Consider the following 22,136-nt stretch of genomic DNA (forward strand, 5'->3'; position numbering starts at 1 on the left):
CCTCGCGGCGACCGTCAGTCGCGCGACGCGGGTGAACGCGCGGCGCGGGAGCCGGCCTCCCGCGCCACGGGTGCTGCGCCGGCGCGCAAGTTCGATCGCGCGGCGAAAGCAGGCGCCACCACGTCTTCAGGCTCCTTTGCGGCTCGTCGGGAAGGCGGTTTTTCGCGTGCGGGCACGGGCGCGAAACAGGGTCATCGCGAAGGCCGCGCATCGTCGGAGACGCGCGCCCGCCCGCCGCTAGGCAAGCGAGCGGATGCGGCAGCGACCAAACCCGCGGCGCGCGTAGCCAAGCCCGTAAAGGCGACACCTTTGCAAGCCGCCCGTAACGCCACTACCGGCGGGGACGAGGGCCTCGTTCGGCTCTCCAAGCGCATGTCGGAACTGGGCCTGTGCTCGCGCCGCGAAGCGGACGAATGGATCGAAAACGGCTGGGTGCGCGTCGACGGAGAGCGCATCGACACGCTAGGCTCACGCGTACGTCCGGACCAGCATATCGAGGTGACGCGCGACGCTCAAGCCGCGCAGTCGCGCCAAGTCACTATCTTGCTGCATAAGCCGGTCGGCTATGTATCAGGCCAGGCCGAGGACGGCTACGAGCCGGCCATCACGTTGATCACGGCAGCCAACCATTGGGACGGCGACCGCGCGACGACCCGGTTCGTTGCGAGCCACTTGCGCGCGCTTGCGCCGGCGGGCCGCCTGGACATCGATTCGACCGGTCTGCTCGTGTTGACCCAGGATGGCCGCATCGCCAAGCAGTTGATCGGCGAGAACTCCGGCGTTGAAAAGGAGTATCTCGTGCGCGTCAGCTACGGCGATCGCACGAGCGACGTAGCCGACCACTTCCCCGCGGAAAAGCTCGCCCTCCTTCGCCACGGCCTTTCGCTCGATGGCGCCCAGCTCAAACCCGCCAAAGTGAGTTGGCAAAACGGCGAGCAACTGAGATTCGTCCTGCGCGAAGGCAAGAAGCGGCAGATTCGGCGCATGTGCGAGCTTGTCGGACTGCACGTCGTCGGCCTCAAACGGGTGCGGATGGGCAGCGTCGTGCTCGGCGCCCTCCCACAGGGGAAGTGGCGGTATCTGCTGCCGGACGAGGCGTTCTGAAACCCGTCGTCTTTCGGAAACGCTACCGTTTCTTGCACATCGCCGAGACGGTAGCCTCCAGTTACGAATAGTCCGCCCATTGACGCAGCCATACGTCATGCTGGTAAAACGGGAAATAAGGCGCATCCTCGCGCACACCGCCAATAAATCTGTCCTGATGATCCATGATCGAAAATTCATAATTTCCGCGTTCGGTAGGATTCAGGTAATCCAACAAATCGTACAATTCCTTTGGATCAAATTGATATTTATAAAGCAATCGTCGAGTGATCCCGTTCAGCTCCCCTCTGATCGCATAAAATGACTTTGCTAGCGTATCCCTAGCGACATGAAGATTTGACGCCCCCGTACCTTCAAGGAGTCGATAAGCATCTTCCGCCGACGGCATCGAGAGGTCCACGAGATTTCGCATGGTGTAAGAGGACTGCGAGAGGCTCTCTATGTCATTCCCGCTAAGGTGCGAAACTATGTTCGACATCGCTTCCACCGGAACCCGCTCGAGCGCGGAGAGACGCGCGATCGACGAATGAGCCGGTCCGCTCGCCGCAGCGGCGTTACCATCCGTCGCAGGCCGACTTAACGGTTCCCCCAAGGCAGGCTCGGAGACCTTTAGCGCTGGGTGCGGCGCCCCGCTGTCCGCGGATGTCGCTGCTCTTGTCACCGCTATGGCATCGTCTCGCCCGATTCCTTCGAGCGCCTCAATGGGCACCGTGACATGCCCCGTCGGATCTGTTCCGTTAATCGGGTCGCACTTGCAATAACTGTATGGATTCAGGCCACCCGCATGAAACGGGCTCAAGCTATCAGGTGCATTGAATCGCATTAGCGGCGGCAAATACCATCGATACCCATTCCCCAAAGGATAGCCGCTTACGATGGGATCCCGAGAAGCTGCTGTAAAACGGAGAATTGTAGTCATTTTAGCGCAGGTATCAGCAACAATCCGGACAAGGAACACTAGCGTGGAGCTCACAAGTCGTCGCCCAGGGCGTCGCACACGTGCCCCAGAAAGTTTTTACCGGACATTCCTCGCACCGCGGCCCATCCAGGCCCACGCAACACCATTGCCCCGACCCGCAATTGCTGCCTGACATCCTTACTCCAAGAGATGAGAACGGAAAATAGCCTCGCTGCAAACGATCAACGGCCTGGCATTGAAAAGGCAAATTCATATTTCCCTCCATCGGTTGCAAAAACACAGATCACTTCCATTTGATTCGATCGACCAATTATAAAAACTTATCTTTCTTTAACATTGGCTTTGAACAAATTATTGAGCATTCGCTCCCGCGCCTTACATCCCTCACATGAGGGTATCCCGGCTCGGTTGAGCACTTTCCGAATAACGGTACCTACGCCATTCTGATCTTTGGTTTTGGCATCCGACGAACCGGTTTGATCAGGAAGTCGCATGGTTCAAGCCTCGCTCCAGGCGCGCACACGCCCTACTGAGACCGGGACCACATCGCTTACGTCAACGGTAAAGCGGAAAGCCCGTTTTGCTCGAAGAACGTTTTCGGGGTCGAAAAAGCGCATCTTTACCTCGTAGAGATCCTCCCCTGAACGAGCGAGAACGCTCTTCTCAACCCGAATGCTTTCCAGGACTCGCCCCTCCCCAGTTGCCCGCTTGAGCACATCGACAGCCTGAAACAGATTGGTTGCCGCAAAATTCAGAGCACGCTCCCGGGGCGAACTGCCAGCATTACGGAAATCGTGGTAAATCCTATTCAAAAACTCTTCGAGGTGATTCCTCAGGGCTTGATCTTCGTTGCCGTCCACCACTAGGTCGAGCAGCGCCTTGGTGGACCAGCTAAACATGCCGCGCCCGGCGGGAGGAACCAACACCGGCACTTCCTCACCGGACAACAGCGTTACCGAGCCTCGCCCGGTCGAATAACCGGGTACTGAGACGCGCTCGATCTCATCATCGAGCACGAAATCGAGCATCTTTTCGTAAACCACATGCGCAAAAGGCCCAGCGGGATTAACCACGTAGATGGGTGTGCCGTCCAATTTCAAGACCCAGTAAACGGTCGAAGCTTCATCGAGATGCTCACGCAAATAGTGACGGATATCCGCACCATTCAATACCTGACCGAATCCCGCTCGAGATGATTCCGTCTTAAATTCAATAGATAGCTCGCCCAATGCATAGACGATTTGGGGACCGCCGCATGTGGAACAACTCTCCGACGCACCCTCTTCTTCCATGGACCTGTCCGCAACTGAAACGGAGGGACTTTGCACCGCGGACGACGGAGAAATTAAATCTTCGTTATTGCATGACGCATGGACGTCAACCGAAAAATTATGATTCAAGAGCAACGGATCCTGAACTCCGAATCCAAACTTCGCCTCCGAACTGAGATCATTCAAATTCGACATCCCTCTCTCCTTTGGCTTGACCTTCGTCATCAGGGTTTCCGCTCCGGCGACGTCGATAACACCGGCCATGCATTTCTGCGAAACACGAGAATCGCCGGCCAGCCTGCAAGGCCGCGAAGTCTCTATTAGTGCCGCACGAATAGCCGGAGCGTCGATTTTTCCGCGTTCTACGTGCTGCCGGCTCATCAGTAATGCCGCAACACCGGCAACGATCGGCGTCGCGAAGCTCGTGCCGTTCCTTCTATCGATGCGCCCTCCGGGCGCCGCACCTAGTATGTTTTCGCCAGGTGCAAGGATTCCTTGGTGCCGGTATGCACTTCCCCAATTGCTGCTATCCAGCGGTGATCCGGATTCGCTTAGCGCACCCACCGCGAGCACCCCGGGCAGCGCCGCCGGTATATGGACGCAGGCGCAACCGTCATTACCCGCAGCCGCAATGATCAACACGTTGCTCCGGGCGCAGTTCTCCAGCGCACGCACGAGCAAAGGTTCCGCATCCTCCGGGCCGAACCTCGCGAGCTGTCCACCGCTTATCGTTATTACGTTTGCGCCGCGATGGACCGCCAAATTGATTGCATAAGCCAAATAGGATTGAGAACACACCCCCTCCCTTCTCTCTCCTGTATCTCGAAATATATTTACAAGAACTCCTCGGCATTTCGGTGCAATGCCATTGATCGCCCCTCGCCCAAATATTACGCTCGCAACATGAGTGCCATGGGAATAAAGGTCCTCATTATCCAATAGTGGCGGCAAAGCGATCCCTTCGCAAACCAATGAGGCACCGATAAAGCAAGGGTGCTGCAGATCGACAGGGCCATCCAACACTGCAATACATATCGCCGGCTCCCCTAATGTCTCCGCTTGCAACGAAGCGATATCGAGCCAGATTTTTTTCATTCAATCCGCGGCATCAATGAGTTCATCGCCATATTTCCAACAAGCGAGCCATATTTCGCTATGAAGTAAAACCCATCGTACCCGATGGCATTGAAGAGGAACCTGTTAATTGATACAAGGAGGACGAAAATACACACGCCGCCGAACAGGTGTTCGAAGCCGGCCAAATCTCGCAATCTGCGAGTTTCGTCAAGCTAACGCGACTCGGCCAAGGCCGACAAGGGAGGGGGAGGACGTTACTTCGCGGGGTAACGGCGCTCAAGTGAACGCCGCGCCCGCTTCGGTGCTTTTGTATCTAGGTCAATCGTCGCTATTCGGATCGAGATCCGGGAACAGCACCTCGGTAAAACCGAACTTCGAAAAATCGGTGATCCGCATCGGATAGAGCTTGCCGATCAAATGATCGCACTCATGCTGCACGACACGCGCATGAAAACCTTCGGCGACGCGATCGATCGGTTGCCCATACTGATCAAAGCCGTGGTAGCGGATCATCGAAAAACGGTTGACCACGCCGCGCATGCCCGGCACGGACAGACACCCTTCCCAGCCCTCTTCCATGTCTTGCGACACAGGCGTGATAGTTGGATTGATCAGTACCGTCTCGGGCACGGGCGGTGCCTCGGGGTACCGATCGTTATGGCCGAACCCGAAGATAACGACCTGCAAATCCACGCCGATTTGCGGCGCCGCCAACCCCGCGCCGTTCGCATGATGCATCGTTTCGAACATATCCGCGATCAGCGCATGCAATTCGGGCGTATCGAAGTGCTCGACGGTCTGGGCAATGCGCAATAGACGCGGATCGCCCATTTTGAGAATGTCACGAATCATGGATTGTCGCCCTCCAGGAGCTTACGCATACCGTCTTCGTCGAGAATCGCGATGCCGAGTTCCTCGGCCTTCGCCAATTTGCTTCCCGCTTCGGCGCCCGCCACCACGTAATCCGTTTTTTTCGACACCGAGCCGGCCACCTTCGCACCGGCTGCTTCGAGCATCTCCTTCGCTTGTTCGCGCGAGAGCGTCGGCAGCGTACCGGTCAACACGACCGTTTTGCCCGCCAGCACGCCTTGCGGCGCGCGCGGCGCGGGCGGCCCCTCGGGCCAAGTGACCTTGCCGGGCGCACGCAATTGATCGATGACTGTGCGATTGTGCTCCTCGGCAAAGAATTGATGAATCGATTCGGCTACGACCGGGCCGATGCCCTCCACCTCCATCAATGTTTCGACCGAGGCATTCATCACAGGATCGAGCGAGCCGAAATGGCGCGCAAGATCTTTCGCCGTCGATTCGCCGACGTCGGGAATACCCAGCGCGAAGATGAACCGGTCGAGCTTCGTGTGCTTGGCCTTCTCGATCGAATCGATCAGATTTTGCGCCGATTTGTCGGCGAAGCGTTCAAGCGCGACGAGTGTCGAAAAGCCCAGGTTGAACAAATCAGCCGGCGTCCGGACGAGATTTTGCTCCACGAGTTGCTCGATGATTTTTTCGCCAAGCCCGTCGATATCGAGGGCGCGGCGCTGCGCAAAGTGCTGGAGCGCGCGTTTGCGCTGGGCCGGGCACACGAGCCCCCCCGTGCAACGCGCCACTGCCTCGCCGGGCAGCCGTTCGATCGCGGAGCCGCACGCCGGGCACGCGGTCGGCATAACGAAGGCTTGAGCACCCTCGGGGCGGCGTTCGAGCACGGGTCCGACGACTTCGGGGATGACGTCTCCGGCGCGACGCACGATGACCGTATCGCCTGCGCGCAGGTCTTTGCGATGAACTTCATCCTCGTTATGCAGCGTGGCATTCGTCACCGTCACGCCCCCGACGAACACGGGCGCCAAACGCGCCACCGGCGTAATGGCGCCGGTACGCCCGACGTTCACGCCAATGTCGAGCAACTCGGTCAGCGCCTCCTCGGGCGGGAATTTATGAGCAAGCGCGAAACGCGGCGCACGCGACACGAAGCCGAGCGCATCTTGGTCCGCCTTGCGATTAACCTTATAGACAACCCCGTCGATGTCGTACGGCAGCGACTTGCGCTTTTCGCCGATACGCCGGTAGAACTCGATCAGCCCGTCGGCTCCCGAGACGGTCGCGCGTTCGCCGCATACGGGTAGGCCGAGTTCGATATACCAATCGAGCAGCGCATCGTGCGTGTCGGGCATCTCCATGCCCTCCAATACACCGATACCGTAGGCGAAAAACGACAGGGGCCGCTGAGCCGTGATACTCGAATCGAGCTGGCGCAAACTGCCCGCGGCCGCGTTACGCGGATTAGCGAACTCGCGCTGGCCGGCCTCGCGCTGATGCGCGTTGAGGCGATCGAAGTCTCGCCGGAACATTAGCACTTCACCGCGCACCTCGAGCACGCGAGGAACCGGTCCGCCCTTCAACCGAAGGGGAATCGAGCGCACGGTACGCACGTTTTGCGTCACGTCCTCGCCCGTCGAGCCGTCGCCGCGCGTGGCGGCCTGCACGAGGCGGCCTTCTTCGTAACGCAACGAAATCGCGAGCCCATCGAATTTCAATTCGCACGAATACTCGACCGGCGTCCGGCCAAGCCGATCGCCGACCCGTTTGTCGAACGCCGTCACGTCCTCATCGGCGAACCCGTTGTTCAGCGAGAGCATCGGCAGCGCATGGACCACCGATGCGAAGCCGGTCGCGACTTCACCGCCGACGCGCTGCGTCGGGGATTCCGGCGTGATCAAATCGGGATGCTCGGCCTCGATCGATTGCAGCTCCGCAAAGAGCCGATCGTATTCGGCATCGGGAATTTGCGGCTGATCGAGAACGTAGTACTGATAGTTCGCCCGCTCCAGCTCCGCGCGCAACCAAACGGCGCGCTCGGCAGGGTTATCGAGCGGTGGAGGCGATTCGGCGTGCTTGCGAGCCATATCGTTCGTATTGTTGTTAAGACGTACTCAAGCGCGCATTACTGGCTGAAGAGCCGGCGCGTCGCCGGGGAGCCTGCCGGAATCCCAGCCTCCTCGAGCCGCGCGTAAAGCGTCATCAGTTGTTTCTCGATCGCCAGGAGCGCCTGTTCGGGCAACGGCCGGCGCTGGTCGTCGACGACGCGGCCACCGATACGCTCGGCCAACGATTTCGCGTAATCGCACATGAGCCTGAACGGCAGAATGTCTTCATCGGCCACGGGGACGTCGAGGATCAGCGTGATCATTTGACCGCCCTTGTAGGTCAAATCGTCGCGCAGAAAATTCGTGTCGCCGAATTGCAGCATAAAGACGGGGCTCTGCTTGGCGTCGAGCTTGACGAAGCGCGTGCCGTCCCGCGAAAGTAGCAAGCCGTCTTGCGAGGCGACCGCCTGCACGTAGTTGGCGGACCACGGCGCGCCGTCCGACAACACGTTGATCGACAACTGCGCGTCGCACTGAGCCGCGAAGCCGTCGAGTTCGCGCGCCATCGAGACCGTTTCGAGCATGTCGGGAAATTCGGGGGCGCCGTCGATCGCATCGGCGAATTGCTGCACGCCCGATACGAACTCCGAGAACTCGAGCTCGTTGAGCGGGCCGCCGCGGTTCGCGAGCTGGACCGCGGCGCGAAGCTCCTCGTAACGCTGAGCGCTTTGCAGCAATTCCCAGTTCGTGCCGCCTTCGGGCTTGCCTTCGATATAGACCGGTTTGCTCCCCGCACGACGCAAGCGCTGAGCGAGCGGCGATGCTTTCTCCCCGGCAATCGGGCCCGACAGGCGGATCGGCACGACGCAATCGATGCGTCGATCGACGATATGCGGCGGCGCGGCCGAGATCGTCGTGGCGGCGGGCGTCACGGCTTGCACATCGTCCGCTGTCGCCTCGGCGGCGGCGGACTGCGCTTGCGGCTCGGGCGTGAAGCCATTCGGGGTCGTCGCTTCGGCCTGGATGTCGGCCGGGATATCGAGCGGCGCCGACGCACCGAAGCTCGGTTCGATGCGCGCGGCTTCGCCGGCGGACGCCGCCTCGGGCGCGGCACCATCGCGCCGCGCGGGGCCGCGTGCGGGCTCGATGAAGGGCCGCTCCTCCTCATGATCGTGGCGCGCGGCACCCTGCTCGGTATCGGTCGGCATCGGCCGCGGCATCCTGCGGCGCACCTTGGCGCCTTGCCACGCGTTATATACGACCACCCCTCCCACCACGACGGCGCCCGCGCCGATCAATCCGAGTGTCAACTCGTCCATGCACGCTCCATGAAGCATTCCTGTAGCGCGGCCCGCGCCCGCATCCTCCCGGCGCGGCGCCGCTCGTTAGACGATATTCTGGGCGAAACCCGCGGCGGTTTCCATGTCCACGGCAACAATGCGCGAAACCCCTTGCTCCTGCATCGTCACGCCGATGAGCTGTTGCGCCATCTCCATCGCGATCTTGTTGTGCGAGATGAACAGGAACTGGGTCTTATCCGACATCGCGCGCACGAGGTTCGCGAAGCGCTCCGTGTTCGCGTCGTCGAGCGGTGCGTCCACTTCGTCGAGCAAGCAGAACGGCGCGGGGTTCAGTTGGAACATGGCGAACACGAGCGCGGTCGCCGTAAGCGCCTTTTCCCCGCCCGAGAGCAGGTGAATCGTCGAGTTTTTCTTGCCCGGCGGCTGCGCCATCACCTGAACGCCCGCATCGAGAATTTCGTCGCCCGTCATGATGAGCTTCGCCTGTCCGCCACCGAACAAGCGCGGGAACAGCTCGCCGAAATGACGGTTCACTTCGTCGAACGTGCCTTGCAGCAACGTTCGCGTTTCCTGATCGATCTTGCGGATTGCGTCTTCGAGCGTTTCGATGGCGCGCGTCAAATCCTCCGACTGCGCGTCGAGGAACGTCTTGCGCTCCTTGGCCGCCGCCAGTTCGTCGAGCGCGGCCATGTTCACCGGCCCCAGCGCGGTGATCGCATTGTTGATGCGCGTGACTTCGCCTTGCAGGTACGACGGCTTCATGTCGGGCGAGAGTTTCGCCTGCAACTGCGCCTCGTCCACGCCCGCGGCCTGAAGCTGCTCGATGAACTGCTCACCGGCGATGCGCGCCGCCTGCTCCTTGAGCTGCAGTTCGGTAATGCGGTCACGCAGGGGTTGCAGCGAACGCTCGGCGGTCAGCCGGGTTTCGTCGGCATGACGCAGCTTGGCCGTCAAATCGTCGAGTTCGAGCCGCGCCGCCGACAATGCCGCTTCCTTCTGCGAGCGCACGTCGAGCGCTTCTTGCAAGCCCGTATGCGTGGTTTGCTCGTTGATCGTTTCGAGTTCGGCGCGCGCGTCCTCGAGCGTCCCCGCGATACGTTCGCTCTGTTCGTGCGCGACTTGAATGCTGCGCTTCAACTCGTCGATGCGGGCCGCCATATTGCGCGCGGCAAAGCGCGCATCGGAGGCCGCGCGTTCGAGATCGCGCGCTTGCGTGCGCGCGGCCGACAGCGATTCGTCGAGCGCTTCGAACGCGAGTTGGTTGTCCTCGAAACGCGCCTGCAGTTGAGCGAGTTCGCCGTCATGGCGCTCGAAATTCGCCTCCGATTCGGCCCGCTGCGCGCGTTGCTCCTCGATTTGCGCGGTGATCTCTTCGAGTTCCTCGCGAATCTGCGTGCTGCGCTGCGTATAGCGCTCGTGCGCTTGCGTGAGCTTGAGCACCTCCAGTTGCAACGCATGCACGCGCTGGGTCGCGCGCTCGACTTGGGCGCGTGCATCGGTGACGGCTTGCGACGCCTGAGTGTGCGCCGCTTCGGCGCGAATCGCGGCGGTTTTGGCTTCGTCGGCAAGCAACGTCTGCGCGCGCAACTGGCGCGTAAGGTTTTCGATTTCTTGCTGACGCGCGAGCATGCCCGCTTGTTCGGAATCGGCCGCGTACAACTGCACGCCCACGCGCGTCACGACGTGGCCGGCCTTGACGACGAGCATTGCCCCCTCGGGCAATTGGGCACGCATCGCGAGCGCCTGCGTCAGATCGTCGGCGATGTACGCCGCGCCGAGCCATTCGGTGAGCACGGCGCGCAAGCCCGCATCGTCGATGCGCACGAGCGAAAGCAGCGGCGTGAGCCCGGCCGGCGCTTCACGCGGCGCGCCCGCCGCGGGCGGCGCATAGAAAGCGAGCTTGGCGGGAGGCGCGTCCGTGGCGAACGCACGCACCCAGTCGAGATTCGAGATCTCGAGCGCGGCCAGCCGTTCGCGCAGGATCGATTCGAGCGCGGCTTCCCAGCCCGCCTCGACATGCAGCTTCTTCCACAAGCGCGGCAATGCGCCGAGTTCGTGCTTGTCGAGCCAAGGCTGGATCTTGCCCTCGGTCTGCACGTTCTCTTGCAATTGCTTGAGCGCGACGAGCCTTGCCTCGAACTGATGAATCTGCGCGCTTTCGCTCTGCACGCGCTCTTGCGCCTCGCGGCGCTCGGCCTCGACACGCGGCAAGGTGTCTTGCGCCGCCGTGAGACGCGCCTGCGCCTCGCTCAGAATCTCTTCCTGCTCGGCCAGTTGCATGCGCTGCTCTTCGAGCTGCGCTTCGTCGGGAACGTCGAGCCCGCCCGCCTCGGCTTTGAGCCGCTCATGGCGCTGTTGCAACTGCTGCAATTGCTGATCGGCGTTACGCTGATGCGCGGCTTCGAGCTTGAGCGCCTGCTCCGTCTGCGCGATACCGGCGCGCTCCTCGTTCAGTTGAGTTTGCGCATCGCGCCAGCGCGCTTCGAGTGCGGGCAACTCGTCGTGCTTGGCGGCCGCTTCCTCTTCGGCGAGCGCGGCCTTTTCCTCGGCGACGGCCAGTTGCTCCTCGGCCTCTTCGAGATCGTCGCGCGCTTTTTCCGCCTGCGCCTGCCATTGCTCGCGCTGCGCCGTGAGCGCGGCGATCTGCGCCTGCACGCGGTTGCGCGATTCGATGACGAATTTGATCTCGGCCTCGAGCCGGCTCACTTCGGCATTGGCCTCGTAGAGCGAGCCCTGCGCGCCTTGCATCGCATCGCTCGCCGCATAGTGCGCGACACGCAAGGTTTCGAGGTCGGCCTCGACCTCGCGCAGCTTCGCCATTTGCGCTTCGAGATCGATCTGCGCCTCGGCGATGGCACGCTGTTGACGCGCCTGCTCGGCCGCCGCCTCGTTCTTGCGCAACAGCCACAGCAAACGCTGCTTCTCCTCGCCGTCGGTCTGCAATTCTTTGAACTTCGTCGCGACGATCGCCTGCGCCTCGAGTTTTTCGAGGTTCGCGCCCAATTCGCGCACGATGTCCTCGACACGGGTCAAGTTCTCGCGCGTATCGTGCAGACGGTTTTCGGTCTCGCGGCGGCGTTCCTTGTACTTCGAGACGCCCGCGGCTTCTTCCAGAAACACGCGCAGCTCTTCGGGCTTCGCCTCGATGATGCGCGCGATCATGCCCTGGCCGATGATCGCGTATGCGCGCGGGCCGAGGCCCGTGCCGAGGAAGATGTCCTGGATGTCGCGCCGCCGCGCCGGCAGGTTGTTGATGTAGTAGCTCGACGTGCCGTCGCGCGTGAGCACGCGCTTCACGGCGATCTCGCCGTACTGCCCCCACTGTCCGGCCGCCCGCCCTTCGGAGTTGTCGAACACGAGCTCGACGCTCGCGCGGCTGCCCGGCTTGCGCGCGGTCGAGCCGTTGAAGATGACGTCTTGCATCGATTCGCCGCGCAGTTCCGAGGCGCGCGACTCGCCGAGCACCCAGCGCACGGCATCGATGATGTTTGACTTACCGCATCCGTTGGGACCGACCACGCCGACGAGCTGGCCGGGTACCTGGAAATGCGTGGGATCGACGAAGGACTTGAAGCCAGCGAGTTTGATCGAGGTCAGACGCACGGCGATATCGCTGTTTTGATGAAGGTCGAACAAAAACGCGGCCGGCTGAGCCCACGCATGCCGCCGCGACCGGCGAACCACGCCGCCGCGGCGCACGCGCGGCGAGCCGCCGCCGCGATGCTTTTGGTGTCGCGAAACGCATGCGCGGCCGAGAGCCGCGCGCGCGAGCCGCGAGCAAGTGGCAATCATACCATCGCGGGGGCCCCGCGCCCGCGCCGGCACGGCGGCCACACGCGGGCACGACGGCGCCGGCGCTCGCGTGCCAAGCTATAATGACGCCCTTTTCCCGCACGAGGACGGCTTGCGAAAACCGCATGCAAGACGAGCCCTCGCAACCGTGCCCGCCGAGCCCGACGTGAACCCTCTACTCGACCGCCTCCAGCCCTATCCGTTCGAAAAGCTGCGCGCGCTGTTCAAAGACGCGACGCCGCCCGCCGGCTTGCCCCATGTCAGCTTCGGCCTGGGCGAGCCGAAACATGCGACGCCCGCCCTGATCCGCGAAGCCGTGGTCGGTGCGCTCGATACGCTGTCGAATTACCCGGCGACGATCGGCTCGGCCCCGCTGCGCGAAGCCATCGCGGCATGGGCGATGCGCCGCTACGGTCTGCCGGCGCTCGATCCGGCCACGGAAGTACTGCCGGTCTCCGGTTCGCGCGAGGCGCTGTTTTCGCTCGCGCAAACGGTCGTGGACGGCACGCGGCCCGGCGCGATCGTCCTATGCCCGAATCCGTTCTATCAAATTTACGAAGGCGCGGCCCTGCTCGCGGGCGCCGAGCCCTATTTCGCCAATAGCGATCCGGAGCGCAATTTCGCCTGCGACTACGCGGCCGTGCCCGAAGACGTGTGGGCGCGCACGCAGTTGCTCTACGTCTGCTCGCCTGGCAACCCGACGGGCGCCGTGCTCACGCTCGACGATTGGCGCGAACTGTTCGCGCTCTCGGATAAGCACGGCTTCGTGATCGCCTCCGACGAATGCTATTCCGAGATCTACTTCGACGAGGCGAATCCGCCGCTTGGGGGCCTGCAAGCCGCGCATCGCTTGGGCCGGGGCTTCGAGCGGCTGATCATGCTCTCGAGCTTGTCCAAGCGTTCGAACGTGCCCGGGATGCGCTCGGGCTTCGTGGCGGGCGATGCGGCGCTGTTGAAGCGCTTCTTGCTCTACCGAACCTATCACGGCGCGGCGCTCTCGCCCGTCTACCAGGCCGCGAGCCTCGCCGCATGGAATGACGAGGCCCACGTACGCGAGAACCGGGCCAAGTACGTGGCCAAGTTCGCCACGGTCACGCCGATGCTCGCGCAAGTACTGGACGTGCGACTGCCCGACGCGGCGTTCTACCTATGGGCCAACGTCGAACGCACGGGGCTGACCGATACCGAGTTCGCCCGGCGCCTGTACGCCGACTATAATGTGACGGTTTTGCCCGGCTCGTATCTGGCGCGCACCGCGCACGGCGTGAACCCGGGCCGCAATTTCGTTCGGCTGGCGCTCGTCGCCGACGTGGACGAGTGCGTCGACGGCGCCAAACGCATCGTCGATTTCTGCCGCGGCCTCACGCGCTGATCCGCGCCCGCGGCACGCGCCGGTCCACGGCACCCGCAGGCGCCCCGCACAGCCCTTGCCGTCATCTTCAGACTTCATTTAGCGAAACTACCGACATGTCGCAACACATTCAGAGCATCATCGACAACGCCTGGGAAAATCGTGCCGAGCTCTCGCCGAAGGCGGCACCCGCCGAAGTGCGCGACGCGGTCGCGCATGCGATCGAGCAACTCGACAAAGGCCTTTTGCGCGTGGCCGAAAAGAAGGACGGCCAATGGGTCGTCAACCAATGGCTGAAGAAAGCGGTCCTGCTCTCGTTCCGTCTCGAAGACAACGTCCCGATGCCGGCCGGCGGCTATTCGCAGTTCTACGACAAAGTGCCCTCGAAGTTCGCCAACTACACGGCCGAGGATTTCGCCGCCGGCGGTTTTCGCGTCGTGCCGCCCGCCATCGCGCGCCGCGGCTCGTTCATCGCTAAAAACGTCGTCCTGATGCCTTCGTACACGAACATCGGCGCGTATGTCGACGAAGGCACGATGGTGGACACCTGGGCGACGGTCGGCTCGTGCGCGCAGATCGGCAAGAACGTGCACCTCTCGGGCGGCGTCGGTATCGGCGGCGTGCTGGAGCCGTTGCAGGCGAACCCGGTCATCATCGAGGACAACTGCTTTATCGGCGCACGCTCGGAAGTCGTCGAAGGCGTCATCGTCGGAGAGAACTCGGTGATCTCGATGGGCGTTTATCTCGGCCAGAGCACGAAGATCTACGATCGCGAAACGGGCGAAATCAGCTACGGCTACGTGCCGCCGGGCTCGGTCGTCGTGGCCGGCAATCTGCCGTCGAAGGACGGATCGCACAGCCTGTACTGCGCCGTCATCGTCAAGAAGGTCGACGCGAAGACGCGCGCGAAGGTCGGTCTGAACGAGCTGCTGCGAGGCGACTGATGAGCGCGGCCCGTACCGTCGTCTACGGCATCCCGAACTGCGACACCGTCAAGAAAGCGCGGACCTGGCTCGAATCGAACGGCGTCGCCTTCGAGTTCCACGACTTCAAGAAGGCGGGCCTGACGGCTTCGCTCGTGAAGGATTGGCTCGAATGCGTCCCGCTCGAGGTCTTGCTGAACCGCCGCGGCACGACTTGGCGCGCGTTGCCCGATGACGCGAAGGCGGCCGCCGAAACGCAGCAAGGCGCGATTGCGCTGATGGTGGAAAAGCCGTCCGTCGTGAAGCGGCCTGTCGTCGTCGTCGACGGCCGCGTGAAATCGGTCGGCTTTTCCGCCGACGAATATGCGGCGCTGTTCGCTTAGCCGCGGTTCGCGGCGGGTGCGGGCTCGAACCTAGCCATTCGGTGGATTGGCGTTCGATGCGCCAGTCGCGAGACAATACGAGCATCGCCTGCCGGCGTTCGACCGCCGGCATTTTTTTATCAAGAACGAATCGGCCTTTGAACTCATGTCCGGCACCCTTGCCCTCACCGAACAACTGATTGCCCGTGCCTCGGTCACGCCCGACGATCAACATTGCCAAAAGCTGCTGATCGAACGGCTGGACGCCGCCGGCTTTACCTGCGAGACGATCGAATCGCACGGCGTGACGAACCTGTGGGCCGTCAAACGCGGCACGGACGGCGCGCGCGGCAAGCTGCTCGCGTTCGCAGGCCATACCGACGTCGTCCCCACGGGACCGCTCGAGCAATGGAGCTCGCCGCCGTTCGTGCCGACGCACCGTGACGGCAAGCTCTACGGACGCGGCGCGGCCGACATGAAGACGTCGATCGCCGGCTTCATCGTTGCGAGCGAGGAATTCGTGGCCGCGCATCCGAACCATCGCGGCTCGCTCGCACTGCTCATCACGAGCGACGAGGAAGGTCCCGCCACCGACGGTACGGTCAAGGTCGTGCAGGCGCTGCAAGCGCGTGGCGAAACGCTCGATTACTGCATAGTGGGCGAGCCCACCTCCACGCACACGCTGGGAGACGTCGTCAAAAACGGCCGGCGCGGCTCGATGTCGGGCAAGCTCGTCATCAAGGGCGTGCAAGGCCATATCGCTTACCCTCATCTGGCGCGCAACCCGATCCATCTGATGGCGCCCGCGCTGGCCGAACTCGTGGCCGAACATTGGGACGAAGGCAACGAGTACTTCCCGCCCACCACGTGGCAGGTATCGAACCTGCACAGCGGCACCGGCGCGAGCAACGTCATTCCGGGCCGGGCGGAATTGTCGTTCAATTTCCGCTTTTCCACGGCCAGTACGGTCGAGGGACTGCAACAGCGCGTGCACGCGATCCTGGACAAGCACGGGCTCGAGTACGAACTCGATTGGACCGTCAGCGGCCTGCCGTTTCTCACGCCTCGCGGCGATCTGTCGGATGCGCTCGCGCAAGCGATCAAGGACGAAACGGGCGTCACGACGGAGCTGTCCACGACCGGCGGGACCTCCGACGGCCGTTTCATCGCACGTATCTGCAAGCAAGTGGTCGAATTCGGCCCGCCGAACGGCAGTATCCATAAGATCGACGAGCATATCGAGCTCGCGTTCGTCGATCCGCTCAAAAACATTTACCGGCGCGTGCTCGAAGCGCTGATTGCATGACCGCGCGCCGCACAGCACAAGGAGATGCCGCGATGACCACGCCGTTTCGCACCGTTCGCGACTTGCTACGCTATGCGGTATCGCGCTTCAATCTTGCCGGGCTCGCCTTCGGGCACGGCAGCGCGAATGCTTATGATGAAGCCGCCTATCTGATTTTGCATACACTTCATCTGCCGCTCGACACGCTCGATCCGTTCCTGGATGCCCGTCTGCTCGAGGACGAGATCGACGCCGTCTTGAAGGTGATCGAGCGCCGCGCCACGGAGCAAGTTCCGGCGGCCTATATCACGCAAGAAGCTTGGATGCACGGGCTGCGCTTTTACGTCGACGAGCGCGTGATCGTGCCGCGTTCGTTCATCGGCGAATTGCTCGAGGACGGCCTGCAGCCGTACGTCGCCGATCCCGACGAAGTGACCGCCGTGCTCGAACTGTGCACGGGCTCGGGCTGCCTCGCGATTTTGGCCGCGCAGGCGTTTCCGAACGCCGACGTCGACGCCGTCGATATTTCGGCCGACGCGCTCGAAGTCGCGCACATCAACGTGGCCGAGTACGCGCTCGAGGATCGCATCGCGCTGTTCGAAGGCGATTTGTTCGCGCCGCTGCCGGAACGCCGCTACGACGTCATCATTGCCAATCCGCCGTATGTGAACAGCGCCTCGATGCAAGCGCTGCCGCAAGAGTACCGGCACGAACCGGAGCTGGCCCTCGCCGGCGGCGAGGACGGGATGGACGTCGTGCGCCGCATCATCAAGCAGGCGCGCAATTGGCTGACCGAGGACGGTTTGCTCGTCGTCGAGATCGGCAACGAGCGGGCCAACGTGGAGGCGGCGTTCGGCGGCCTCGATCTGGTCTGGCTCTCGACGAGCGCCGGCGACGACACGGTGTTTCTGATTCAAGCCGGCGATCTGCCGGCGGTCTGAGCGCCGGGCGCCCATGTCCGCTCCGGAACCGACGCCTGCCGGGCCCGACGGCGAAGGCGAAGACGAGGCCGCTCGTGCTGCAGGATGGGAGAGTCCGAAGTCGCAAGCGAAACGGCTCTGGATGATCGCGGCCGGCGCCGCCCTCGCATACGGCGTGTCGTTGCGCGATGCGCCCTATCCCGATCAGGCGGCGGCGAAAGTGATGATGTGCGGGCTGCTATTTCTTGCCTATACGCGGCACGAGCCGGCCCGCGAACGGATACGGTCGATGGCCGCGCTGGCGGCCTCGGCCGCGGGCGATGCGCTGCTGGCACTGCCGCAGTTGACGTTCTGGTTCGTGGGCGGACTCGGCGCGTTCCTAGTCGCGCATTTGGCCTATTGCGCCCTACTCGCGCCGCACACCGTCGGTGCGGCCGGTCTCTGGCGGGGCATCCACGGCTGGCGGCGGCCGGCCGTCCCGTTGCTATGGGCCATCGCCGCCGCGATGTATTGCGCTTTCCTACCGCATTTGGGGGTGCTGACCATCGCGGTTGCCGTCTATATGGTCGCGCTGTGCGCAATGGCAACGCTCGCGCTGCTGGCCAAACCGGGGGGGCCGGCGCTGTCGCTGGGCGCCCTCGCCTTCGTCGCCTCCGATGCGATGATCGGCGTCGATCGCTTCCTGAGCCCCTTTCCGGGTAGCGATTATGCAATCTGGTTCTCGTATGCCATTGCACAGTTGTCGATAGCAGCCGGTGTCCTACTTTACGGGGAACTCCAACGCCCCGGCGGCTCATCCGCGGCGGGTGCCTGCTGATCAGCGCCGGATAACCCTGCCCCAAAATCGGGCACTTAGGTAAGATGCTTGCGGACAGCGCGCGGCATCGCGCCGCGCATCGGATATCGGACCCGCTCACCTCTCATGCAATTCGATTGGCTTTCCCTCGGCAGCCTGATCTTCGCCGCGCACGTCTTAGGCGTGATTGCCGCCGGCCATGCCATCTTGAACACGCGCACATCGCAAGGCGCCATCGCCTGGGCCGTGTCGCTGGTCGCCGTGCCCTACGTCACGTTGATCCCCTATCTGTTTTTGGGACGCAGCAAATTCTCGGGCTACGTCGACAAGCGGCGAATCGAAAGCGAACTGCTGCGCACGCGCGCGCATCCGAGCGCGTGGGACACGAGCGCGTCATCGATGGGGCGTCCGGCCGATGCGCTCGGTCATGCCGTCGTGCGCGCCTTGACGCGCTTATCGGGCATGCCGTTCTTACCCGGCAATCACGTGCGCACGCTCGTGAATGGCGAAGCGACGTTCGCCGCGATTCTCGAGGCGATCGAGCACGCGAGGCACTACGTACTGATCCAGTTCTTCATCGTGCGCGACGATGCGCTCGGCGACCGGCTCAAGGCGCTGCTGCTGGCCAAGGCGGCCCAAGGCGTTCGAATCTGTTTCCTCTACGACAGCATCGGCAGTTTCGATTTGCCGCAGCGATACATCTCGGCGCTGCGCGAGGGGGGCGTGCAGGTGCACCCGTTCGCGACGAACCGGCGTTTCGTGAATCGTTTCCAACTGAACTTCCGCAATCACCGCAAGATCGTGGTGGTCGACGGCGAACGGGCGTTTGTCGGCGGTCACAACGTCGGCGTCGAATATCTGGGCGGTAATCCGCGCTTGTCGCCTTGGCGCGATACGCATATCGAACTGCGCGGCCCCGTGGTGGCCAGCGTGCAGTTCGTGTTCATCGAGGATTGGCATTGGGCGACGCAAAGCCTGCCGCGGCTCGAGCCCTCGCAGGCGGAGCGGCCCGAGCCGGTCGAAGAGGCCGACATGCATTGCCTCGTCGTGGCCCCGGGGCCCGCCGACAAGGAAGAAACGGGGTCGCTCTTTTTCGTCGAGGCGATCAACGCCGCGCAAAAGCGCATTTGGATCACGACGCCTTACTTGGTCCCCGACGAAGCGGTTTTCTCGGCCTTGCGCCTTGCCGTCATGCGCGACGTGGACGTGCGTATCTTGATCCCGAGCCGGCGCGATCACTACGTCGTATTCGAGGCATCGAAACTGTATGCGCATGACCTCATTCGAGCGGGCGTGCGCATCTTCCGCTACCGGCCGGGGTTCTTGCATCAGAAAGTCGTGCTGATCGACGACGTCGCCGCCGCGATCGGCAGCGCCAATCTCGATAACCGGTCGTTCCGGCTCAACTTCGAGATCATGGTGCTGACGATCGATCATGCGTTTGCCTTGGAGGTCGACTCGATGCTCGAGCGCGATTTCAGCGAGGCATGGGAAGTCGATCGCCACGAGTACCGCAACGCGCCGGCGCTGCGCCGCGTCGTCATGCACGTGGCGCGCTTGTTCTCCCCGATTCTCTGAAGCGAAAACCGCCGAGAGAACCGCCGCCTCAGAGCAAACGCTCGATGTCGGCCGTGATCGCCTCCGGAGGCGTCTTCGGCCCGTACCGTTTGAGCACCGTGCCGTCGCGGCCGATCAAGAACTTCGTGAAGTTCCACTTGATCGCCTTGGTGCCGAAAATCCCACGCCGCTCGGCCGAGAGAAAGCCGAACAGCGGGTGGGCGCCGGGGCCCTTTACGTCGACCTTCTCGAACATCGGGAACGTCACGCCGAAATTCTTCTCGCAGAAGCTGCCGATCTGCGCGGCGTCGCCGGGCTCCTGCTTGCCGAACTGGTTGCACGGAAACCCGAGTACCTCGAATCCACGCGCGGCGAACTGTTCGTGCAGGCGCTGCAATCCCGCATACTGCGGCGTGAACCCGCATTCGCTGGCCGTGTTGACGATTAGGAGAACCTTGCCGCGATAGCGTTCGAGGCCGAGCACTTCGCCGCGAAGCGTACGTGCCGAAAACGTGTAGACCGTGCTCACCGAGTCGACTCCAAAGGAAAACCGCAAGTCTATGCGAAAGCATCGCGCGATGTCCGGCACAGGCCGTGCTCGCGAACGTCTAAAATAGCGCTTTTCGTGCAGCCGGCCCCGCCCGTGATCCGTTTCAATCAATTCAGCCTCGCCCGCGGCGTCAAGCCGCTCTTCGAAGCCACCTCGTTCACGCTGAACCCCGGCGAAAAGGCCGGTCTCGTCGGTGCCAACGGCGCGGGCAAGTCCACCCTGTTTTCCGTGCTGCGCGGCGATCTGCATCCCGACGCCGGCGACTTCTCGCTACCGCCTTCCTGGCGCATCGCCCATGTCGCCCAAGAAACGCCCGCGGCCGAAAAAACCGCGCTCGAGTACACGCTCGACGGCGATGCGGCCCTGCGCGAGATCGAAGCCCAGATCGCCCAGGCCGAGGCCAGCCAAGACGGCGACGCCCTCGCGCACGCCCACGCCGCGTTCGCCGATGCCGACGGCTACACCGCCCCGGCCCGCGCCGAAGCGCTCCTGCTCGGCCTCGGGTTCACGCTCGCGCAGACTCGCGAGCAGGTGGCGAGCTTCTCGGGCGGCTGGAGAATGCGACTGAATTTGGCGCAAGCACTGATGTGCCGCTCGGACCTGCTGCTGCTCGACGAACCGACGAACCACCTCGACCTCGACGCGATCGTCTGGCTCGAAGACTGGCTCGGCCGCTATCCGGGCACGCTCGTCGTCATCTCGCACGACCGCGAATTCCTCGATTCGGTTTGCAACGTCACGCTGCACCTCGAAAATCGTCAGGTGAAACGCTACGGCGGCAACTACTCGCAATTCGAGATATTGCGCGCGCAGCAGTTGGCGCTCCAGCAAAGCGCCTTCGAGAAACAGCAAAAGACGATCGCGCACTTGCAAAGCTTCATCGATCGCTTCAAGGCGAAGGCGACCAAGGCACGTCAGGCGCAAAGCCGCATGAAGGCGCTCGAAAAGATGGAGCGCATCGCGCCCGCGCATGCGGCCTCGCCGTTCACGTTCGAATTCCGCACACCCGACGCCGCGCCCAATCCGATGCTCGTCATGGAAGACGTGCGCTGCGGATATCGCGCCGACGGCGGCATCGACATCCCTATCCTCGAAGGCGTGACGCTCTCCGTGCAAAACGGTCAGCGTATCGGACTGCTCGGCGCGAACGGACAGGGCAAATCGACGCTCGTCAAAACGCTCGCGGGTACGCTCGCGCCGCTCGGCGGCACGATGCGCGCGGGGCGCGGCCTCGTGATCGGCTATTTCGCGCAGCATCAGCTCGAGACGTTGCGCCCCGACGATTCGCCGCTCGCGCATCTGGCCCGGCTTGCACCCGACACGCGCGAGCAGGAGTTGCGCGACTTCCTAGGCGGCTTCAATTTCTCGGGCGACATGGCCAGCTCGCCGATCGGCCCGTTCTCGGGCGGCGAAAAGGCACGCCTCGCACTCGCGCTGATCATCTGGCAAAAACCGAATCTGCTGCTGCTCGACGAGCCGACGAACCATTTGGATCTCGAAACGCGGCATGCGCTGACGATGGCGCTCGCGCAATTCGAGGGCACCTTGATTCTCGTCTCGCACGATCGGCATTTGCTGCGCGCGAGCACCGATCAGTTCATGCTCGTCGCCAAGCATCGCTTGCAGCCTTTCGACGGCGACCTCGACGATTACCGCGATTGGCTGTTGCAGCACGCCGCCGAGACGCGCGCCGCGGCGAAGGCCGCCGGCCAAGGGGCAACGCCCGGCGACGGCGGACGCGAGAACGAAACGCCGGCGGGCAACCGCAAGGACCAGCGACGTCAGGAAGCGGAAATCCGCCAAAAGCTCGCCCAACTGAAAAAGCCCCTGCAAACGCGGATCGCGAAGCTCGAGAAGGAGATGGAGGCGCTGAACGCCGAGAAGGCCACGCTCGATGCGTTCGTCGCCGATTCCGCGAGCTACGAGCCGGCCATGAAGACCAAGCTGACCGACGCGCTCAAGCGTCAGGCGGAAGTCCACGCGCGTCTGGAAGCGCTCGAAGCCGAATGGCTCGATGCGCAAGAGGAACTCGAACAGATCGGCTAGGATGCGCCGCGCGCGCGG

General features: G+C 63.0%; 16 protein-coding genes and 1 pseudogene. 9 read left to right on the forward strand and 8 right to left on the reverse strand.

Annotated elements, in window-relative coordinates:
- A partial coding sequence (locus DXT59_RS05275) for a pseudouridine synthase (protein ID WP_240324406.1) occupies positions 1 to 1,104 on the forward strand: 1,104 nt, incomplete at its 5' end.
- Positions 1,105 to 1,165: 61 nt separating this feature from the next.
- Here DXT59_RS05275 and DXT59_RS31065 read toward each other — a convergent pair.
- The 7 genes and pseudogenes from DXT59_RS31065 to smc all read right to left on the reverse strand — a co-directional run bounded on the left by DXT59_RS31065 (position 1,166) and on the right by smc (position 12,139).
- Entirely contained in the window at positions 1,166 to 1,696 is a 531-nt protein-coding gene (locus DXT59_RS31065) for an F-box protein (RefSeq protein WP_240324408.1), read from the reverse strand.
- Between the two features lie 135 nt (positions 1,697 to 1,831).
- Positions 1,832 to 2,023: pseudogene (locus tag DXT59_RS31070) on the reverse strand (RHS repeat-associated core domain-containing protein); the annotation flags it as partial.
- Positions 2,024 to 2,520: 497 nt separating this feature from the next.
- A complete protein-coding gene (locus DXT59_RS05285; RefSeq protein ID WP_116135880.1) occupies positions 2,521 to 4,389 on the reverse strand; it encodes a PatA/PatG family cyanobactin maturation protease in 1,869 nt (622 codons plus the stop codon).
- Positions 4,390 to 4,689: 300 nt separating this feature from the next.
- Complete coding sequence (gene def, locus DXT59_RS05290) at positions 4,690 to 5,223, reverse strand: peptide deformylase (RefSeq protein WP_102643457.1); 534 nt, start codon at positions 5,221 to 5,223, stop codon at positions 4,690 to 4,692.
- The gene (gene ligA, locus DXT59_RS05295; RefSeq protein ID WP_116135881.1) at positions 5,220 to 7,274 is read right to left on the reverse strand and encodes an NAD-dependent DNA ligase LigA; all 2,055 of its coding nucleotides are present in this window, start codon (positions 7,272 to 7,274) and stop codon (positions 5,220 to 5,222) included. Before ligA ends, def begins: the two co-directional genes overlap by 4 nt.
- A gap of 38 nt (positions 7,275 to 7,312) precedes the next feature.
- On the reverse strand, positions 7,313 to 8,554 hold the full coding sequence (locus DXT59_RS05300) for a cell division protein ZipA C-terminal FtsZ-binding domain-containing protein (RefSeq protein WP_116135882.1): 1,242 nt from the start codon (positions 8,552 to 8,554) through the stop codon (positions 7,313 to 7,315).
- A 66-nt stretch (positions 8,555 to 8,620) separates the two neighbouring features.
- On the reverse strand, positions 8,621 to 12,139 hold the full coding sequence (smc, locus tag DXT59_RS05305; RefSeq protein ID WP_116135905.1) for a chromosome segregation protein SMC: 3,519 nt from the start codon (positions 12,137 to 12,139) through the stop codon (positions 8,621 to 8,623).
- A gap of 355 nt (positions 12,140 to 12,494) precedes the next feature.
- Between smc and dapC the strand changes: the two genes are divergently transcribed.
- From dapC to cls, 7 genes are all read left to right on the forward strand, one after another.
- On the forward strand, positions 12,495 to 13,700 hold the full coding sequence (gene dapC / locus DXT59_RS05310) for a succinyldiaminopimelate transaminase (protein WP_420823359.1): 1,206 nt from the start codon (positions 12,495 to 12,497) through the stop codon (positions 13,698 to 13,700).
- Between the two features lie 95 nt (positions 13,701 to 13,795).
- A complete protein-coding gene (gene dapD, locus DXT59_RS05315; RefSeq protein WP_116135884.1) occupies positions 13,796 to 14,623 on the forward strand; it encodes a 2,3,4,5-tetrahydropyridine-2,6-dicarboxylate N-succinyltransferase in 828 nt (275 codons plus the stop codon).
- A complete protein-coding gene (locus tag DXT59_RS05320; protein ID WP_116135885.1) occupies positions 14,623 to 14,985 on the forward strand; it encodes an ArsC family reductase in 363 nt (120 codons plus the stop codon). The genes dapD and DXT59_RS05320 overlap by 1 nt, the downstream gene beginning before the upstream one ends.
- A 145-nt stretch (positions 14,986 to 15,130) precedes the next feature.
- A complete protein-coding gene (gene dapE / locus DXT59_RS05325) occupies positions 15,131 to 16,270 on the forward strand; it encodes a succinyl-diaminopimelate desuccinylase (RefSeq protein WP_116135906.1) in 1,140 nt (379 codons plus the stop codon).
- 32 nt (positions 16,271 to 16,302) lie between these two features.
- Positions 16,303 to 17,190 carry a 50S ribosomal protein L3 N(5)-glutamine methyltransferase gene (gene prmB, locus DXT59_RS05330; protein ID WP_116135907.1) on the forward strand — a complete coding sequence of 296 codons (888 nt, stop codon included), beginning with the start codon at positions 16,303 to 16,305 and terminating at the stop codon, positions 17,188 to 17,190.
- A gap of 121 nt (positions 17,191 to 17,311) precedes the next feature.
- The gene (locus tag DXT59_RS05335) at positions 17,312 to 17,986 is read left to right on the forward strand and encodes a lysoplasmalogenase (protein ID WP_240324407.1); all 675 of its coding nucleotides are present in this window, start codon (positions 17,312 to 17,314) and stop codon (positions 17,984 to 17,986) included.
- Positions 17,987 to 18,091: 105 nt separating this feature from the next.
- Complete coding sequence (cls, locus tag DXT59_RS05340; protein ID WP_116135887.1) at positions 18,092 to 19,543, forward strand: cardiolipin synthase; 1,452 nt, start codon at positions 18,092 to 18,094, stop codon at positions 19,541 to 19,543.
- 28 nt (positions 19,544 to 19,571) lie between these two features.
- On the opposite strand, the gene DXT59_RS05345 is transcribed toward cls, so the two are convergent.
- Positions 19,572 to 20,051, reverse strand: coding sequence for a glutathione peroxidase (locus DXT59_RS05345; RefSeq protein ID WP_116135888.1), 480 nt, complete (start codon positions 20,049 to 20,051; stop codon positions 19,572 to 19,574).
- Positions 20,052 to 20,165: 114 nt separating this feature from the next.
- Here DXT59_RS05345 and DXT59_RS05350 point away from each other — a divergent pair, with 114 nt between their 5' ends.
- Positions 20,166 to 22,118: an ATP-binding cassette domain-containing protein gene (locus DXT59_RS05350; protein WP_116135889.1), complete on the forward strand. Its 1,953-nt coding sequence runs from the start codon at positions 20,166 to 20,168 to the stop codon at positions 22,116 to 22,118.
- The last annotated feature ends 18 nt before the right edge of the window (positions 22,119 to 22,136 follow it).

The organism is Trinickia diaoshuihuensis (assembly GCF_003390925.1).
In the GTDB taxonomy this organism is placed as follows: domain Bacteria; phylum Pseudomonadota; class Gammaproteobacteria; order Burkholderiales; family Burkholderiaceae; genus Trinickia; species Trinickia diaoshuihuensis.

Excerpts from the sequence above, each read along its gene's own strand:
- DXT59_RS05335 (WP_240324407.1), top strand. The coding sequence starts at position 17,312 with ATGATCGCGGCCGGCGCCGCCCTCGCATACGGCGTGTCGTTGCGCGAT.
- prmB (WP_116135907.1), top strand. The coding sequence starts at position 16,303 with ATGACCACGCCGTTTCGCACCGTTCGCGACTTGCTACGCTATGCGGTA.
- dapD (WP_116135884.1), top strand. The coding sequence starts at position 13,796 with ATGTCGCAACACATTCAGAGCATCATCGACAACGCCTGGGAAAATCGT.
- dapE (WP_116135906.1), top strand. The coding sequence starts at position 15,131 with ATGTCCGGCACCCTTGCCCTCACCGAACAACTGATTGCCCGTGCCTCG.
- DXT59_RS05300 (WP_116135882.1), bottom strand. The coding sequence starts at position 8,554 with ATGGACGAGTTGACACTCGGATTGATCGGCGCGGGCGCCGTCGTGGTG.
- DXT59_RS05320 (WP_116135885.1), top strand. The coding sequence starts at position 14,623 with ATGAGCGCGGCCCGTACCGTCGTCTACGGCATCCCGAACTGCGACACC.
- DXT59_RS05285 (WP_116135880.1), bottom strand. The coding sequence starts at position 4,389 with ATGAAAAAAATCTGGCTCGATATCGCTTCGTTGCAAGCGGAGACATTA.
- ligA (WP_116135881.1), bottom strand. The coding sequence starts at position 7,274 with ATGGCTCGCAAGCACGCCGAATCGCCTCCACCGCTCGATAACCCTGCC.
- cls (WP_116135887.1), top strand. The coding sequence starts at position 18,092 with ATGCAATTCGATTGGCTTTCCCTCGGCAGCCTGATCTTCGCCGCGCAC.
- def (WP_102643457.1), bottom strand. The coding sequence starts at position 5,223 with ATGATTCGTGACATTCTCAAAATGGGCGATCCGCGTCTATTGCGCATT.